Origin of the sequence: Caballeronia pedi (assembly GCF_001544915.2) — a bacterium.
Lineage (GTDB): Bacteria > Pseudomonadota > Gammaproteobacteria > Burkholderiales > Burkholderiaceae > Caballeronia > Caballeronia pedi.
Genome location: NZ_FCOE02000004.1, coordinates 252,323 through 269,191, shown reverse-complemented (window position 1 = coordinate 269,191; position 16,869 = coordinate 252,323). Strand labels below are relative to the sequence as shown.

The 16,869-nt window shown below is 56.2% G+C and carries 16 protein-coding genes; 3 read left to right on the top strand and 13 right to left on the bottom strand.

The genetic code is table 11. The features are described 5' to 3' along the window. Positions 1 to 500: 500 nt before the first annotated feature. The 6 genes from AWB80_RS45540 to AWB80_RS08370 form a co-directional block, all read right to left on the bottom strand. Complete coding sequence (locus AWB80_RS45540; RefSeq protein WP_087131124.1) at positions 501 to 1,514, bottom strand: DUF535 family protein; 1,014 nt, start codon at positions 1,512 to 1,514, stop codon at positions 501 to 503. Positions 1,515 to 1,640: 126 nt separating this feature from the next. Beyond that, the gene (locus tag AWB80_RS08380; RefSeq protein ID WP_087131123.1) at positions 1,641 to 3,557 is read right to left on the bottom strand and encodes a YadA-like family protein; all 1,917 of its coding nucleotides are present in this window, start codon (positions 3,555 to 3,557) and stop codon (positions 1,641 to 1,643) included. Between the two features lie 883 nt (positions 3,558 to 4,440). Beyond that, entirely contained in the window at positions 4,441 to 6,096 is a 1,656-nt protein-coding gene (locus AWB80_RS08375) for an oleate hydratase (protein ID WP_087131121.1), read from the bottom strand. Positions 6,097 to 6,763: 667 nt separating this feature from the next. Next, entirely contained in the window at positions 6,764 to 6,901 is a 138-nt protein-coding gene (locus AWB80_RS44845; RefSeq protein WP_244206439.1) for a hypothetical protein, read from the bottom strand. Positions 6,902 to 6,940: 39 nt separating this feature from the next. After that, positions 6,941 to 7,075, bottom strand: coding sequence for a hypothetical protein (locus AWB80_RS45285; RefSeq protein WP_279628642.1), 135 nt, complete (start codon positions 7,073 to 7,075; stop codon positions 6,941 to 6,943). 52 nt (positions 7,076 to 7,127) lie between these two features. Beyond that, the gene (locus tag AWB80_RS08370; RefSeq protein WP_061174170.1) at positions 7,128 to 7,787 is read right to left on the bottom strand and encodes a flavin reductase family protein; all 660 of its coding nucleotides are present in this window, start codon (positions 7,785 to 7,787) and stop codon (positions 7,128 to 7,130) included. A 249-nt stretch (positions 7,788 to 8,036) separates the two neighbouring features. Between AWB80_RS08370 and AWB80_RS43880 the strand changes: the two genes are divergently transcribed. Together AWB80_RS43880 and AWB80_RS08365 are read left to right on the top strand one after the other, a co-directional pair. Further along, entirely contained in the window at positions 8,037 to 8,213 is a 177-nt protein-coding gene (locus AWB80_RS43880; RefSeq protein WP_160147421.1) for a hypothetical protein, read from the top strand. Between the two features lie 299 nt (positions 8,214 to 8,512). Further along, positions 8,513 to 9,337, top strand: a complete 825-nt coding sequence (locus AWB80_RS08365; protein ID WP_061174169.1) for a hypothetical protein — start codon at positions 8,513 to 8,515, stop codon at positions 9,335 to 9,337. A 1,286-nt stretch (positions 9,338 to 10,623) separates the two neighbouring features. On the opposite strand, the gene AWB80_RS08360 is transcribed toward AWB80_RS08365, so the two are convergent. From AWB80_RS08360 to AWB80_RS08335, 6 genes are all read right to left on the bottom strand, one after another. Then, entirely contained in the window at positions 10,624 to 13,338 is a 2,715-nt protein-coding gene (locus tag AWB80_RS08360) for a DUF927 domain-containing protein (protein WP_061174168.1), read from the bottom strand. Then, the gene (locus AWB80_RS08355; protein WP_061174167.1) at positions 13,335 to 13,670 is read right to left on the bottom strand and encodes a hypothetical protein; all 336 of its coding nucleotides are present in this window, start codon (positions 13,668 to 13,670) and stop codon (positions 13,335 to 13,337) included. Before AWB80_RS08355 ends, AWB80_RS08360 begins: the two co-directional genes overlap by 4 nt. After that, a complete protein-coding gene (locus AWB80_RS08350; protein WP_061174166.1) occupies positions 13,667 to 13,897 on the bottom strand; it encodes a transcriptional coactivator p15/PC4 family protein in 231 nt (76 codons plus the stop codon). Before AWB80_RS08350 ends, AWB80_RS08355 begins: the two co-directional genes overlap by 4 nt. Further along, entirely contained in the window at positions 13,894 to 14,319 is a 426-nt protein-coding gene (locus AWB80_RS08345; protein WP_061174165.1) for a hypothetical protein, read from the bottom strand. Before AWB80_RS08345 ends, AWB80_RS08350 begins: the two co-directional genes overlap by 4 nt. After that, on the bottom strand, positions 14,312 to 14,491 hold the full coding sequence (locus AWB80_RS08340) for a hypothetical protein (protein ID WP_087131119.1): 180 nt from the start codon (positions 14,489 to 14,491) through the stop codon (positions 14,312 to 14,314). The genes AWB80_RS08345 and AWB80_RS08340 overlap by 8 nt, the downstream gene beginning before the upstream one ends. A 524-nt stretch (positions 14,492 to 15,015) precedes the next feature. After that, positions 15,016 to 15,219: a helix-turn-helix transcriptional regulator gene (locus tag AWB80_RS08335; protein WP_087131118.1), complete on the bottom strand. Its 204-nt coding sequence runs from the start codon at positions 15,217 to 15,219 to the stop codon at positions 15,016 to 15,018. 412 nt (positions 15,220 to 15,631) lie between these two features. Between AWB80_RS08335 and AWB80_RS08330 the strand changes: the two genes are divergently transcribed. Next, on the top strand, positions 15,632 to 16,060 hold the full coding sequence (locus tag AWB80_RS08330) for a PRC-barrel domain-containing protein (protein WP_087131116.1): 429 nt from the start codon (positions 15,632 to 15,634) through the stop codon (positions 16,058 to 16,060). A 361-nt stretch (positions 16,061 to 16,421) separates the two neighbouring features. On the opposite strand, the gene AWB80_RS43135 is transcribed toward AWB80_RS08330, so the two are convergent. After that, positions 16,422 to 16,709: a hypothetical protein gene (locus tag AWB80_RS43135; RefSeq protein WP_143327993.1), complete on the bottom strand. Its 288-nt coding sequence runs from the start codon at positions 16,707 to 16,709 to the stop codon at positions 16,422 to 16,424. Positions 16,710 to 16,869: the final 160 nt, after the last annotated feature.

The following is a 16,869-nucleotide window of genomic DNA, read 5'->3' as shown; positions in this document are numbered from 1 at the left end:
ACCCTCCTCGAAGCGCACACGGCGCACAATATGAAATCGATAACTAGCGTGCATCCCTATGCAAAAGCGACGTCCCGCAAGTGTCCAAGCACGTGGGCACCTCCTCGCTTCGTACCGGCGGAACCGATGATGTTCATGTGAGCGGTTGGGGAGCGCCCGAATCAATCTGGTGCTGACTCGGGCGAGCAAACCAGCGATGGGAGCCCTACCAACCTCGGAACTGCGGCGAACTGGCCGGCCTTGAGGTCGAGCACCGCGGCCGAAAATTTGTACTCGGCTTCGTGTAGTTGTCCTCTCGTAAGGCGCAGCAAATGTCGAGCAGCGTCAACCCGCCCACACACATCGACGCTCGCAGCGCAACTATTCGCGAGTATCTCAAAGGAGCAGTATCTTCTTGCAAGCTAGGCAGATGATCATTTTAGATGCGTAAATCCTTGTCCGGAATATGAAAAGTACGAAATGACCAAGCACACAAAGCTCCACGGTTACAACGGCTACTGCTACGCCGAGGGCGAGACGCGGGCGCTCGCAGGCTCGAACGCGGCGTGCTTAGAATGTATGGCGCATCGAACTTGCATATCCAGCTGTGCGATAAGAAGTCCGCGTCTATGGCGACGCGTTGTCGGCTGGTCTGCGCATGGATCGCCACTCAATTGTTTCGCTTTTCCCAACAGAAGCCAGCCCCGCCAATTTCTCGCCGCGCCGCACTCGGACGCCAGCGTCCCGTAGTCCGCGGCAACGCGAGATCTCAAAGTCGGATAACGCCAGCTAGAATAAACATGCGCGTCGTTCGATACGATGAGTACGTTGTGCGCATCGATCTCCCGAGCGATCAGCTGCAGCAGATAGATAGCTAGATGCTTAGGTCGCAATCCGTGCCATTTCCGCGTCAACGACCGAAAGAGATCACGCCCTTTGGTACTTTTATCGGGCCCCTGGACACACCCGATTAGAATCCTCGGTCGAGGAATCTTGCCTTTCAGGCTCGCTATGGAAAAGGTGCAGGAAGCTACGCGATCACCCTCCGAGTCTCTGATGCAAAGTGTCCAGTCACCCTCCTTCCGAAAGCGATCGAGTACTTCCAGTGCTACGTGCCATCTTTCCAGACCCACTGAGAAGGATGCGATAGCGGCACACTTGGCTTCTGCTATCTGAACCGAGATGGACGGCAAAAGGCCGTAAACATACTGTTGATGTTCTAAGCTCACCCGGAGAATTTCTCTGGGAAATAGTGCCTTATGTAGGAAAGGGCGGTGAATGCGCTCCAAACACCACGCCCCGTGGGCCGCAAGCCCCGGGTATTTCGACCCAGAACAAGCATCTAACCAAAGAACGGTGGTTCTAAGCGACAGCGCTGCTCGCATTAGGAACCGTATTCTTCTGCGACGAGCAAAGGACGTTCTGTCCGGATAAGCGCGCCAAGCGCTCGCAATAAGCGCAACCACGCACAAATACGTGTGGCGGAACAAGTTTGGTTTCCTTTCGAAATTTCTCGCGTTTATGGTATTTCTCATGGGTCTATCTGGAAGGCTGGTCGAGACACCTCTCAACCAGAGATTGGGACTTTAAACTCAGTTGCTCTGGAGCAGCGGGCTAAGAGACGTCTTGCTCATCGATCAAAATCAACCGGTGGCTTTCGGTCAAAAGCGGTACCCAGCCCCCGCGCCGCCTCCGTAAGACCCACGGGTATTGCCAGTGACGGAGGCTTTAACGCTCCATCTCTTAGTCGCAGTCGATAAGCCCAGAGCGACTGATGATTGGCCGCCGAACGTACCACCCGCAACCGAGAGCATGCTTTCTCCCGGATATGCTTGCGGTAAATTCGCAATCGCGATAGCGGACGCCGTGCCCCCGGAAGCATCTTTGCGGTCGTGTTCCATTTCCATCCGAACCCGCGCGACTTCTGAGTCGATGTGCGAGTAAGCGGTGTCAATTCCGGCCTTCATCGCGGCATTAAGCTGCCCGACGTTAACGGCGTCGCTCTCGGCGACGCCGGTTGCAACATTCGCGACGACATGATTGCGCGCATCGAGCGCTCCATTCGGCGTCGAACGAGAATTGTCGGGCATGGGCGCAGGATGAAGCGATGGCTTCTCCAGCTTATCTACCCGCGACGACAAGGCGAATAGCTGGCTACCATTGACCGCATCCGTGCTGCTTTCAGCAATTCGACCCGCCGAAACGTTCGTTAATGCGACGACCGAGGACGCACCGACGCCGCCAAGAGTGACCGACGACCGGCTTGATCCAGCGTCGTACACGATCGCATCGAGCGCAGCCCCCTTTTTATCGATGAGGCCTGCCTCGCGGAGCTGAGATACATTGACGGCATCTGTATCGCGGGTGCCGGCGGCAACGTGCGTGATCTGTCGCTCTGCCCCTTTGTTGCCCACCGATACACTACTTACGCGGTCCGCCACTGAGTTTGCACCAATTGCCACAGCGTTTTCCGCACTAGCGCTTGCACGTAATCCGAGCGCAATCGAATTTCTGCCACTCGCGCGGGCATTTCCTCCGATGGCTAGAGCATCAGGTCCAATTGCGAGCGCCGCCGGCTGCACCGAATTCGCACTGAAGTATCTGTTTATCTCTCGCTTTCCGATCGCCTCGACGGTAGCTCTGACGTCGGACACCTTTCCGTCGACGGCCTTCACCGTCTCATTTGTTTTGTGTAGTTGCGCCCCCGTTACAGCATCGGAACTGCCGGACTCGATCGCTCCAGGCGCAAGGTTTGTGAGCCTAGTGCCCACCGCTCCCTTCAGGGTAATGGAGCCCTTCGAACCGTCGTTATAGGCAACAAAGCCGCCGCCTACCCTACCGTCCGCGTCGATGCTAGCGCCAAGGTCCTTCAGCTGCTTGAGGCTTACCGCATCCATGTCCTCGCGCCCCGCGGCGACATTGCCCAACCTCACCGGACCATTAGCTCGCGGACCACCCAACGTGATCGCAGTGCGGGACGTATCGTCGTACGCGATGAGGGAATTCGTCGGGTTACCGTTGACATCGAAACTTGCACCCAGTCGCTTCAGCTGGCCGACGTTCACCGCATCATTCTCCGCCGAGCCGGCGGCAACATTCACGACCTGTCGCTTTCTGTCGCGGTTGCCCACTGAGACGGTGCCGGCTCTATCAGCATCAGAGCCGCTCCCGAGCGCAACTGAACCCGCTGAGTGGGCAGTCGAATTCTCGCCGAGAGCTACCGATCCGCTGCCATTCCCCTTTGCGTTTAGTCCGATTGCGATGGCATGGGAATCTCCGGACACAGACGCCCCTCGCCCCAAATGAATCTCATCGCTTAATGGATTCCAATTGACCCCGAAGCGACTCTCAGCCGACCGTCCCTCCCATTCTGTTCTTGTGCGGATCGAAATCGCTCGTTCCTTTTCAATCGGTGACCCGCCGAAGGTAGCACCCTTGTGATAAACAACATCTTGGCTCTCTTCGTCCGCAAGCGTGCTTGCTGTAGAACTTAATAGGGGAGCTGCATAGGCCGGCCCAGCAGCTGCAACTGTTAAGGGAAATAGCACTACTCGGACTGAGATGGAACTGATATGCATCGATTTACCGAAATAAAATCAAAACGCTCAAACATGGCGACCAGACCTCAACACCGCTGTGATGAGCGGCAGGTATTTGGATCCGTATTTGCTTGCCTTCGCATCTTGGCCACTTAAATTGCGTCCAAGTAAATGAGTCTGACGACTGCTCCGATCCGATGGGATTGGCAAGCCGGCGGCAGATCAAAGACTAGCCGTGCTTTCGGCAGACTTTTTCCTGCGTAGCGCCTTAGCTCAATCTCACTGGCGCGTTGCCGTCAGCCTGTGATCAATTCGAGGTGGGCGTCGCGATCTCTCGATCGACTTCGTTGACGAAACTTGTCGGGACGCGACGCTTTAACCGCAGCCTCTCCTGGTCTGATCAGCCAATGTTCACGTTTGGAAGGTCTTGACCGGTCGCGTTCCTTATCGCGCCGCTTGCCTCGGATTTTGCTAACTCCTTCAGACGCAGGCGCAATAATAAGATTTGTCCGTGCGAAATCTTGAATTCCCGCAGCTTCTACTGTCGGAAAAAGTGCACACGTAACTCCAATGCATGAAGCTAAGACTATCGTCCTGCGCATGCAATTTACAGCTTGCATTCATACCCCTTATTTATTGGAAAAAGATGATGTCCGCCGAATTGGCTTCTTTCTTTACGCGGGTCGCCGACGACGACTCGCCGTCGACTTGGTACGGTTCGGAATCTCATGCGCAAACTCTTGTTCGTTCCCAGCGCCGAGAACACTGGCGTCTAGATGACACATGCCGAGGTCTACCGCGTCTCAGGCCAGTGCAGTCGGATCACGTGATTGGCACGTAGATTGTCTAAGGGCTTGGTCACACAAACCAGAGGCGCTTACAGCTCTGGCGCCCATGGACTGAGCGCAGAGACCGCATCAACCTAGTTACTCTTGACCAGAGCTTCCATCGCGCGGTAAAGACCGCGCACGTCATGCTTTCCAGAGTGAATAGCAGGCGGCGATCGGTCGATGCCGAGAAGCCTATAGACCGCCGCTTGCGCAGAGCGAATCGAATATTCGACTGTGAACACGACGTCGTCGGGCACTTCGCAAAACTGTCCTATGAAAGCCAGGTTGGCCCATCCCTCAGGGATTATTTGTGGTCGATCGCCTCGGCGTCGGGCCAGAAATTGACTCGTTATGTAAGGCATCAGGCACGGGATGCAAATCGCGTCATCAAGGATTCGCGCTGCACTCTCTTCGACTCGTAAATGTCCTAGTATCTCTGTCAGGATCTCTCGCCCAGTGCACTCAGCCATTGCCTTCTCAACATAGTTACCTGGACGGTCGACGAAGAGCCCATAGCCCCAGAAGACCTGAACGTCGCGAGGTTGTCCTACAAAATGGGGCTGGTGTGGGAGGACGATCGAGGCCAACCAGTTCGATTCTGAAAACGTTATCAAACCACCTTCTCCAGGGACGTTCCCCGTCAGATTGCGAATTAGTTCGAAGAAGGTTGGATCATGCAGCGTCGCGGTGAACGACAGCCACTTCGACTCATTGACATGATCAGCGAACGTCGATGGGTTCCCGAACTTGGGACGACCCGCGGCAATATTCTTCCAAAGCTCCCAGGCGCCAGATCCTTCATGTAATTCGAGCTTTGGCCGTCGACATGTCGTCCCGAAAGAAGAGCTAGCCGTCATGGATCCCAGCGTTACGAGCACTACATCGTTACGTTGCACAGGAACTACGCTCTTGATGCCGCCAGTTTCGCATGCGAGCCCGGAGACGCACCTCGCTTCTGGGTCTGTCTCGTCGAAATGTAAATCTACAACCTTAGTGTTGTGTCGGAAATTAACACCACGCTCACCTAGCCATTTTTTTAGTGGCACCACCATCGAATCGTATTGATTGAAGACGGTTCGCATGATTCCATCTAGACGATTGAGTCCGGGCGTCATGTGCGCAAAGCGCAACAGATATCGCCGGAACTCTACGGCGCTGTGCCAAGGCTGGAAAGCGAATGTTGTCGCCCAGATGACCCAGAAATTCGTCTCAAAGAAACTTTGGTCGAAGTGGTCGTCGATGCGACTAGCGTCTAGTAGCGATTCCGGTTCAACCGCGAGACGCGCGATGGTTGCGAGATGTTTGCGCGCGAGACCATATGCAGGCGATTCTTGACGCTTACCGTCCCTTACAAGCCGTGACTTCGAATGCGTCCGAGCGTTAGCGTTCCAGCTGAAGATTTCTTTCGTTACAGTCGTGCGACCATCCGTTGTAGGAATGGAATCAAATAGATCGTAAGTACAACTGTACCTGCTCTCCAGCATTCGGCCACCCCGAATGATGTATCCATCGTCTGGCGTACCTCCTCCATCTAAGCTTCCTCCCAGCTTATTGAGCTCCTCGAAGATCGAGATCAGATGGCCGGGAACCTTCGCATCGCGGATCAGGAATGCGGCCGCAGCCAGAGATGCTATGCCCCCTCCCACAAGGTAGAACCGCCCGTCGTCGCTCATGCATTGGCTCTTGTCGCGAGACCGTGTGCCTTCCGATTGAGATGAACGTTCATTCACTGCGTTACCCTCCAACATGCGTGTATCGCGTTTGCGCCGGTAAGAGGGTGGAGATTAACGCCGACACCCCTGGCCTGAGAATCAGACCGGTACGGAATTGACCAACAACAAGTCCGAATCCACCATGTATCAACGGATACCGGATGAGCGAAGCCCTTTGGTCCTCCGTCTACGACGACTGCGTTCGCACTGCGACCAGTTCGATCCTTTCCTGGACAGTGTCTGATTGCCCCCACTGCTTGGTATGCCGTAAATTTCCTAGAACTCTTCTTTCACCCTCACATAGATGACGTCCAACGATCTAATTAGCAGTCTCCTGATGTGGTTCCTATTAGGGCACGGGCCGGTTCATAGCTACGGCCATTTAGGACAACCACGAGACGCGAGCGGTGTGCCGGAGATTTTTGGCGAGTCTGTCGCTGATACCGTTGTCAGAAGCGGTGACGACGAGCCCACGAGACGAGCTCCTTCTATACGCCGAACTGGTAACTTGACTGTTGCATTGCACGCGACGCGCACATCGAATACCGCCAACGCGCCAATACACCTGTCTTTCGGCCGGCGATGCTCATAGTGCTCATCAGTTTGGTCGCCTGCACTCACGTTTCAACCTGACGGACGGTTTTCAGGTTTTTGGCCAGTTGGCTTTGGCTACCCTGAGGCGAAAGTCGGGGATATCAAGAGTCTACGGTGGTACCACCCCATGGACAGGTGCGGATGTCGTGCGGTCGACGCCCTCTTCGTGCGCATAGCCTACCGCCTCGATCTGGTGTTTTCTTAATTGTTCTTTTGTATGCGCGGCGATGTTGCCGACGCGCGGCACACGGTTTATGGCGTCGATCGCAAGCGTATAGCGATCTACTCAGTTGATGATCGCGAGTTCGATCGGCTCATTGATGTTGCCGCGCTTGCCATCTTCGCCAACCGGCTGGAAGCGGCCGGTCGATAACGCTAAACAAACCTTCGAGAGCCGTTCCCAGTGCGCGAGGTAATTCATAACGAGAAAGCTCGCGCCAGAGCTGAAGCGCAAGCGTCCTAGACGGTTGGGATCACACCTTGGATAGCGGCTCGTACGCGCGTTCCGGTATTTCTGCGAGTCGGGACGGGTGCACCTGGCCGCTAAGCCCATAAAACTTTTGGAAACTCATGATCAACGGTGACCACTTGTCCGGATCGATCCGATTCGCATGACCTTCCACAAGCAGATCGGGATGAACGTGAACGCGTTGGATTCGCACCTCGATTAAGCTGATGAAGCCGCGCAATTGATCGCTATCTTCGCCGATGCCGTGGACTGCCGCTACGACAGCTTCGAGTTGAATCGGACATTCAAGTGCGCGTGCGGCGCCTACCGTATCGGATGCCACCCTCGTCATTCCAGCACGGCCAAATTTGTCGGGTTCGTAGACGTAGCCCATTGCTCGCCTGAATTCTGGAACAGGATAAACGCCCGTGGTGCGTGCGATGCGATCGACAGCGCCCACCTCAGTGGCGGACGGAAGATTCAGCACACATTCGCGGGAGCGAACTAGGTTGCGCGTAGTCTGTGAGCCGGACGCGATACCAAGCACGCCTCGCCAGCCCAACCAGAATATTGAAGATATCGGTGCGAGATTGTCCGTACCGTTTTGGTTGACGGTGCTGACCAAAGCAACCGGCGTCCCTAAATAGAGGATATGTGGTTCGGCGATAACGTGAGGTGCGTTCATGAGTTTTGTGCTCCGTGAGTGGATGCATCCATGATGCGACCTGCCCGCCTTCTATACGCTCCAGTTCTTGCTTCGTTATTCCTCATCGGGTGAACGTTTCGCCGAGGTGGTCGTCCTTGAGCGGCCAGGAAGCGTGATTCGCGCGTAGATCGCTCAGGCAGTCAAGCGTCGCATCCCCTCAGAAACCGGCCATTCAATCCTCAAGGTCGAACCATCGTTCTTTTGACGTGAGAAATTGGAGACGAGGTCATGAAGGCAACCACCCTTTTGTTGGTCGGTGCGGCGTGTCTGTCATCTTGCGTAAGCCAACAATTCGCTGACTATTCCCAAGAAATTCCCATTCAAACGACTAATGGCCATCTACAGGTTATTACTGCCTTCGGCACCACCGACCAACGTACGTTCGAAGCTTTCGCTCAACGTTGATGAATTTTTTGCAAGCTGTCGGACGATCGATAGAAGCAAACGTCGGACCGACCGAGGTCTTCTCGGTTTTCATAGCTTGGCGGGTGACTGACGTAGGTGACTGATTTCACTAGGGTCGACAACCGGAGCAGCAAAAAAAGTCACAGGGCTGATGGTCTCCTGGGTTCTTCGGAACCTGAGGGGACCATTTATGCGGTGTGCTTGGCGGGCAGCATTGAAAACTACAATCTTTCGCCTATGCTTCTGAAAGCTTCCGTCGCACGGGATTAGATCAATCCGACACGTAAAAAGGAACGGCTATGCTTGGACCTGCCCGCCCAATGACCAAGCGAGTACTGGGTGATGCCATCTTCCTGCTGTTGTGTATGCTGGTAATCGTTCCAGTCCTCGGTTTGATTGTGGCGCTTTGGTATCACCGCCAGCATCGCGAATCTGTGAGCGTCGTTTACGCTATCGTCATATCCACGTTTATCGTTGGCCTAGTTGTGTTTCATTGGTGTTGCTATGCACGTCGGGAAGATGCGTCGCCCCATTTGCCCAAGCTAATGGACTATCTGTACGTGTCAACGGCTGTCGTCGGGCTCATCGTAGGCGCGATCGTTTTGGAAAATCAAGAGTCGACGCGGATATACGCCGAATTTGCGGAGAACATCCGAAACGACATCAAATCCTGGCCGATTGGCTTGACTGGTCCAGAAGCCGACCAGTGCCGTGCAAATGATCAAGGAAGAGCCTGTATCGAAATTCGCTCGCTCATCTCAAAAGCTACACAAAAGGGAAACGAAGTCGGTAACTCGAACGACCTTTCAACGTTATTGAGCGCGCTCGACGACATCGTCAAATATGGACTCACGCTTCCCAACCTCCCATGGAGTGTTCGAGAGTGGCTCAAAAATGGAGAGGAGGCCGTTCGAGCGCTGAACTACCTGCCGTCGCAACAAAAATCTCCGATCAAAGAGCCTGATGACACGATGAAGCAAGTGGGAGCGGTGCTGCTTGCCTCTGCGTTGGCGCTGCGTCTGACGAAGATTTCTGTCGAAATCGGTAAGTGGTGGGGCGAGGGTCCCAAGGAAGTCGCGCACGCCCCGTTGGCAGCCGAATCTGCACCGGATCCCAGAGCCTAGACGAGTCGGTCCCGGAAAGGTCTCAGTCATCTATATTTTTCGCTGTTACAGCAGTAACGCTGTTACAGAATTCCTTGAACCCTTGCTGGGCCGGGCTTCGCGCGTAACTGCGCAAGCGTAACAGCGGAGAGCTGTAACAGTGCATCGCCACTTTCTCGCCACTACGTATAAGAAAAAGGGACGTCGGTTCAGTCGCCCATTTCGTTTCCGTCGCCACTCGAGATGAGTGTCTCGTTCAACCCTCGTTGGGGGTAGAGCAGCGGCCAAGCTTTCGGCCACAGCATGAACCACAGAGGGTCTGCCCAGCATTTAGCAGAACCCGTTTCACATATCTCCGCAAGGTGGGCGTTTCGCCTACCTCAAAACCGATTCCGCGTAGGTTTTGCGACGCTCGCAATGCGCAGCGAGGTCGGCACTCCTCCAGGCTCCGAGAGCATCATCAGCCAACCTAAGTCCGAAGGAATCATCTCAGGAACGAAATGCGTTCATTTTCAGGACAAGTCAGATTTGCGAGCAGCCCGGCTTCTTGTCTAATAGCACCTGTCATAAAGAGAGACGACCTCCGTATTACGTACAGACCTCTGATATCGAGAGGCGATGATTATATCTCCAATACTACCAAACCAAAGTTACTATGATTGGCATGAAATTCCTCAAGACTCTAGCCGCAATATTATTAATCTTCAACTTTCTAGCGGGCGCATACGCAGTTTGGCTAAAAGCGCGGGACTCTCCGTATATCCGAGATAACTTCGCTCACTTTACGAATTGGCCGGTGCAATGATCGCCCCACTATTTCGAACATCCGCTTCTCAACATACGCCGAACCACCGTGCTTAGTCATGCACAAAACACAAAGCCACATGGCAACCAAGTTCCGCGCGGGCCGATTCAACTGCCCAGCGCTATGATGCACTTCCAAAAAACTATTACGCATCCGTTTTTTTTCCGCTGTTACGGCTGTTACGCTGTTCGCGACCTCCGCTGGCTCGCACTCGCAGTTCTACCCGCCACACAATTTTGGTGTAACAGGTGTAGCAGGTGTAACGTTAGCCGCAAACCCAAGCTGGGCAAGACTCTCCGCGTTACACCGATTGCGTTACACCGATTGCGTGTTACACCTCCAGGTGTAACACGGTCTAGCATGGGGGCAGGTGTCGGTGTAACGGTGTAACGCGATTGCGTAGCTGGTGTAACGCAGAAAGGCTTACGCGACAGGGCTTTCGAGGATGCGTTACACCTGCTACACCAGTTACACCGACTTTTCGATGATCGCGAGAGATGCGTTACGAAGACCAGACGCGGGAAGTGAATACATAGACGCGTGTGGTCCCTTTCCCCGGAATGCGCTCTACTCGTTGATACTTCCCGTCGGGCGAACCGCGGATCCAACCCGCATCCACAAGCACTTTGGCAGCGCTTTTCGGATCAAAGCCTTGAGATACCTCGCGCTTAAAAACTTCCGGGAAGACAAGGTATTCCGAAGCTCCATCAACTGCGCGCCTAAACCCGGCGCGATTAATGGTTGGACGGTCCGAAACATCATTGAGGTCGGTGAATCGCGATTCTTCGTGGGCCTCGAAGAATGCCTTTACGTGCGAGAGGATTGCAGCGTGCTCGTGATTGCCTGCGCCGCCTCGATTCTCTAACCATGCTCGGAAACACGCCGCCGCCGCTGCGAGTGCTTCACCGGTGTGCCATCCAGTGATTCCGCGATCCGTCGCGTACTCGCCTGCCAGTCCGATGAGGGCGAGCCGCTGACACACGCGATGTGCCTGGCCATTAGCGTCAGCCGGTAAGTGCTCGGCAAGGAACGTCGCGGTCTCCTGACGCAGGTACTGTTCGATCACATCCGGCTCCTTCGCTAGCGCCTTGAGCATTTCGATCGCCGCCACGCCGTAACTACGGGCGCAGCCCTCGTTGATCAACGCCGAGAGCTGCGCGCCGCCGGCTTGCCCGTGCAGCGTTTCGAAGAGACCGAAGCCCTGACCCGCATCGGCCGGGATCTCGACCAACCGTACCTCCTGACCCGCCTTGGCCTTCTTGCCCCCAGCCTGCATGTGTTGCGCGAGCCCGATCTCACCGGCCGACAGGAACAGCAGCCGCCACGATTGCCTGGCCCGCGCCGAGCCGGTTCGCCCCGCGCGTGCCTTTCCAGTGCCGTTTGCTAGCATGTAGGCGATCTCGCCCGCTTCGCGCGGATCGACTTGCGCCAGCTCGTCGAGCACGAGCAGCGTATCGTTATGAAGTGCTGCAAGACCTTCGAGGCCATTCGACGTCGCACGCCACCGCTGCATATAGTCGGGACCGCCGTAGACGCTACACGCCGCTCGAAGCGCCGTCGTCTTGCCCGTCGACGAATCGCCGACGATGTTCAGCCCACCCGATTCTTGTCCCGAGTACGCCAGCATCATTCCCGCGAACGCGGTCGACACGGCAACGAGCATCCGGGAGTTGCCCGAGCAGTAAGCCGCAACGTCGCGCTTCCAGTCCTCCAGTGTGCCGGCTTGCGAATACGTGCGCATCACGACTTCCGATTGGAAGATCACGCGCTCGTCTGACTCGCCGATCGTCCGGTCCGGAAATACGAACGCGCCGTTGTGCCAGCCGGTGCGCGTGACGCACCGCCCACGAGCTTTTGGTTTGGCTGTCGTCACGTATTCCGTCAGCTTGTTGCGCGCGCGGAAACTAGGGGAGATGTCCAGCCCCAACCGAGCGAGCTCGCCGCGCATGTCCGCACCGTCTGAACGCAACATTTCCATCGGCATGGCCCAGACATGAGGGTGATCGTCAGCGTCCTTCCATTCTAGTAGTCGCCCCCAATTCTCCGAGGCACGATCGCGCACCAGTGCACGAACGTGAAGCGGCGAGCAAATCCAGTGCGGCATTCCGTCATCATCCTTATAAAAGACACCGCGTTCGGTCACTGTAAAGCCGCGGGGCACACAATCCTTGTCGGGCTGATCGCCGTCGACGGGAGACGTGGCGGCCGCGATCTGTGCAGCAACAGCGGCCGCCCCGAACCGCACGTGCATGTCGTTGAAGTCGGTATCCTCCTCACCGCGTTCGTCGCCGAACTCGGGCAAGGCGACGGCGCCCGCGACGGCTCGCGCCGCTTCGATCGCCTTTTGTTGCCCGTTTCCGAGGTCGCCGAGGACGGTGATTTCGACGTTCGGATGGGCAGTCTGCATCGCCTGAGCAGCCTTCGTCAGGTTGCCCGCCGAGAGCGCGGCCACCGTCGGGTGGCCCGTGCACAGATAGGCTGATAGCGCCGTCGCGACACCTTCGGCGATGAGGAGGCGCTCGCATTCATTCGATGGGGAGCATGCAAACCAACAGCCGCCCGCTTTCTCACCGTTCGCCAAGGCGGACTTGCGCCCAGATTCATCGATCATCTCGACGGTGGTGATCGCGCCGTCGATCATCACCGGCGCGATGAGGATCCGCCCTTCAAGCTGCACGCCACTGGACTGTGGACGGTAACCAATAAGCTTTTCAAGCCCCTTAATGTCGAGTTCGCGAAGGGTCGTCGCCGCTGCTAGACCCTTGCGCTTCAGATAAGGATGGTCATCTCGCGCGGGCGACGCCTTCTCGATGACGGCAAGCGCAAGCGTTGCGGCGTGCTTGCGCGCCACCGCTCGCTGCCGCGACTCGTGCGCCACGCGAGCATCTCGCTCGGCGCGACGACGCTCGACCTCCGTCGGATCGATCACCGTTCCCGATTTCGAACGCGGATTAAATCCGTATTTCTTAGCGATCGCGAACAACGTGCCGATCGTGATGCCGCCATTCGGATTGATCGAGCGCCACGTATCGCGGGTGTCGGCTGCAGCGTAATTCGGGCTACCCTGACTCCACGTGTCGAATGTCTCGAAGCCGCCATCGCCTTCCTCATGCTTGATGGCAGCAGCAACGCGAAACCACGTGTCACGGTCAACGTCCGGCGGGATGAAAGAGAGCGCCTCCAAGATCCGCTGATGATTATCGAAGACAGTGCTCATTGACCGCCCTCCGCGCGCACGCCCGCCTGCGCAATCACACGGACGAATGCGAGGTTGTCACCAATAGCCGCCGTTGCTTGCCGAGCGAGGTTCAAAATTCGGGGTGTACGCTCACCCTTGGACATCAACGTCTCAAGCAAATCGCTACGGCGGAAACCGTTCGCCGCGGCCGCAGCAAACACCGCGTCGAGCACACGGCGAGCGTATTGCCGCAGGTCTTCGTCCGCATGCTTGGCCTCGAACACGAGAAAGCCGCACATCAAAAGGCATTGGCTTGGGCTTGCGTATTTGCCTTCTCCGATCGCAATGCCGAGCTTGTAGGTCTCGTTCATACGGACTCCCTCACCGCCAACGCCAGCGCCTGAATGACCTGCCCGAGCAATTCCGGGCGCACAGAGATGCCCTGCCGTGTTGGGACGAAGTCTCCCGCGCGATCGGCCACCAGCAACCGAATATCGACGTAGCGGCGTCCCTTGTACCAACGATGCGAGATGCGGATACGTTGCGTCGCGCTTTTCTGTATGTCGAGCACAACGCGCTCGTTGTCGATCGCTCTCATGCGCCCTCCCGTGAGGAGTACTCATCGGTCTGATCACGACGAAAAAGTTCGACTCTGAGACGGTCTGACAGGCGTTGACGCAAACACCAATCCGCCTCCGATGCGATGTGCATCATCTGCCCGATGAGCTTGAATTCGCTCGCAAGTTGAAAAAGCAAAGTCGAATGATCGATCCGCGCGCCAGCGCGCTCACAGGCACCGAGGTGCGCGCTTTCTCGAGCGAGATCGATCGCACATGCTGCGTTGGAGGCAAGCGAAGAAAACGAGAACGCCTGGAGCGTGGCGGCTTCGGAGCAGCCAGAGAGGAAGTCCAACTCGCTATCCGAAGCGGTCGACGTGTCGAAACGCTCGAAGAAGAATTCAAGCATCCCAGCAGCGCCGAGGCCATGCGGTATTGTGGTGTGGCTTCGAGTCTTAGCCATGAGACACCTCCGCACGGATGATTTCGGCGAGATGCAGCAGAGCATCGGCGCAACAGTCAAGGGCATCATTCACGCTGGGCGCAAGCGCAGCGTCGCGCAGAGCTCGATTGATGATCTGGATTTGAAGCGGAGGATACGTTTGCTCGGGACGAGCGAAGGTAGTGCCATGCATGGCTTTGCTCCTAGACGAGACGATCGGCCCGTTTTTGAGACGGGTGGGCAGGAGCTCAAAACCGTGTCTAGACGGCGGGCATATTCCCCTTGCGGGTCTTTTATTAGCCGCACTCCCGCCCATTGGAGCAAAACCAATAGGCGAAACAAAAGCCACGGACTGACGGGGTGGCTTGACCGCTAGACATGGTGTTTTGAGCACCGTTCCCGGAGAATAAACGACCGATTCGGCGTGCGTCAAGCCGATCGCAATTTCGTACCAGTCCAATGGCGCGTGCGCGCGGGCTCGACTAGCATCGCTATTGGGGTTGTCTTCTTGGCCGGCCACTGTGCCGGCCCTTTTTTTGACTTCCGGCTGCCGCCAGTATGTGGCGCTACCCACCGCGCAGCGGCCACGACCGAGATGCGCTGCCTTGCACAGCGCACGATCCGCATCGACTCCGCTAGAAGGAAAACTCCGCACATCGACTACCGAGCGTCGGTTTCGGGGCAATGCGCAGTTTCCGGATAAAGTGGCCAGCATGCTCAGTTCTCCACGCGATACGTTGCAGGCGCGACGAGGAAGGCCTCGATGTCGCCCAGACGCCAACCAACACAGCGCGGCCCAAGAGCAATAGGCGCAGGAAACGTCTTCTGACTGATCCGGGCATAGATCGTAGATCGCGACAGCCCAGTCAACGCCTCTACTTGCTTCCGGCGCAAAATTGCTTGCGGAGTTTGAATGCTCATGACCTCGTCCTCTTTGAGAAGCGCGGGTCCGGCTCATCCGGACGCGCAAGCCAAAGCTTCGCGCCACCAAGTTCGGGCTTGTCCTAATCCGATGAACGTCACACCCGAATTCGGATGCTGGGCTATATGCAGTAAGGTCTCCAGCCAAGATGTACCTGAGGCATCGACTTCTTCGATCAACTGTCAGTCGGCAATTTGTGCAACTGAGAATCAGCTTGATGAGCGCAGTACACGCAAAGCCATGGGCCGGCGATGAATCAATATTTCGTCATCCGTTCAAGTGCGATGCGCGACTTACGACACCCGAATTCATCAGTTCTCTCATGGTGATGTCACCAAGCCGCGACGGCCAAAGCTTTCATCGGGTCCGATTTTTGCAACTCGAGGAGCCTTTCAATCAAGGATGTCAACTATGAAGAAAACCTACCAAGTCGCACTCGCATTGATCCTCGGCGCAGCATGCGTCAGCGCGCAAGCTCAAGTTGCTGGGACGCAGCCTCTGAGCGTCACGGTGCAGCAGTCACAGGCGCTGCTTCAAGGGTGGAGCGCGAAGAAGAGCATTCTCGGAAAAGCCGTTTATAACGACAAGAACGAAAAGATCGGCTCGATCAAAGATCTCGTGATAACGACAGACGCTACCGTGTCTGCCGCTGTGATTGCTGCCGGCGGCTTTTTGGGTGTGGCTACTCATGACGTCGCTGTTCCTATCGCTTCTCTCGAAAATCGCAACGGCAATTTTTATCTCGCAGGAGCGACGAAACAAGCGCTGAAGAACACGCCGGAATTCGAATACAACAAGGTCCAGACTCCCCCGACGCCGCGTAAGCTAAAGGCCGATTGACCGCGGGTTCGCAGCAATGATCCCAGGTCGCCGAACCGCCATGGCAAGACAGGTTCGGCGTTGCTTCGTCTCATTTTGGGAATAGTCTTTGCGCTATGATCACTGCGCAACTATTGCGCGATTCCTATGGAGAACCGCAATGTCGTCCGATCCGATAGACCCGACTTCCGTCCCCTCAACTCCTCCTGACGCGCCGGCCCCCAGCCCCACTCCCGGCGATGTCCCCGATGTCGGAGAACCTGAGCCGGAGCCCGACCAGAAGAAATAACTATCGCAACGCGTCGGATGCCGTTCGCCGCTAACAAGCGTCCGACATAGTGCCTACTTCGAAAGCCGGCCGTCGCCAGTCGCTTCCTGGTAGCTAAACCTGCGGTGAGGCAAAGCGGCGAAGCGACATCGGAAATGCGCAATACATTTTCATCGGGACCGGTACTTGAACTGTGTTGATACTTTCCCAACCCTTTCGTCGCTCGATTGACGGCGGGGTGTTTAAATGTGCAGTGTTCATCGGTGCCTGCCAGGTCACAACAAGTTCCGCCTCCTCTTTTTTCGCCAACTCCCTGATTCCTTCCATTCGCTTTCCTATATCAACATCTATAAAGCAGGAGACGCCGAGGAGTTCATATCCTTGCAGCTTGAGCTCGCTCATCTGTGTTTCGAGCACTTCCGTCTCGATTATCGTGACCACTGAGCCCTTAATTTTTGGACGGCGTTCAGGACTTAATTTTGCGAAACGATGATAGTGCTCGATGACAGGAGCATTGCACCCGGATAAGAGGACCGCAACCACGCACTGAATGATGCATAAA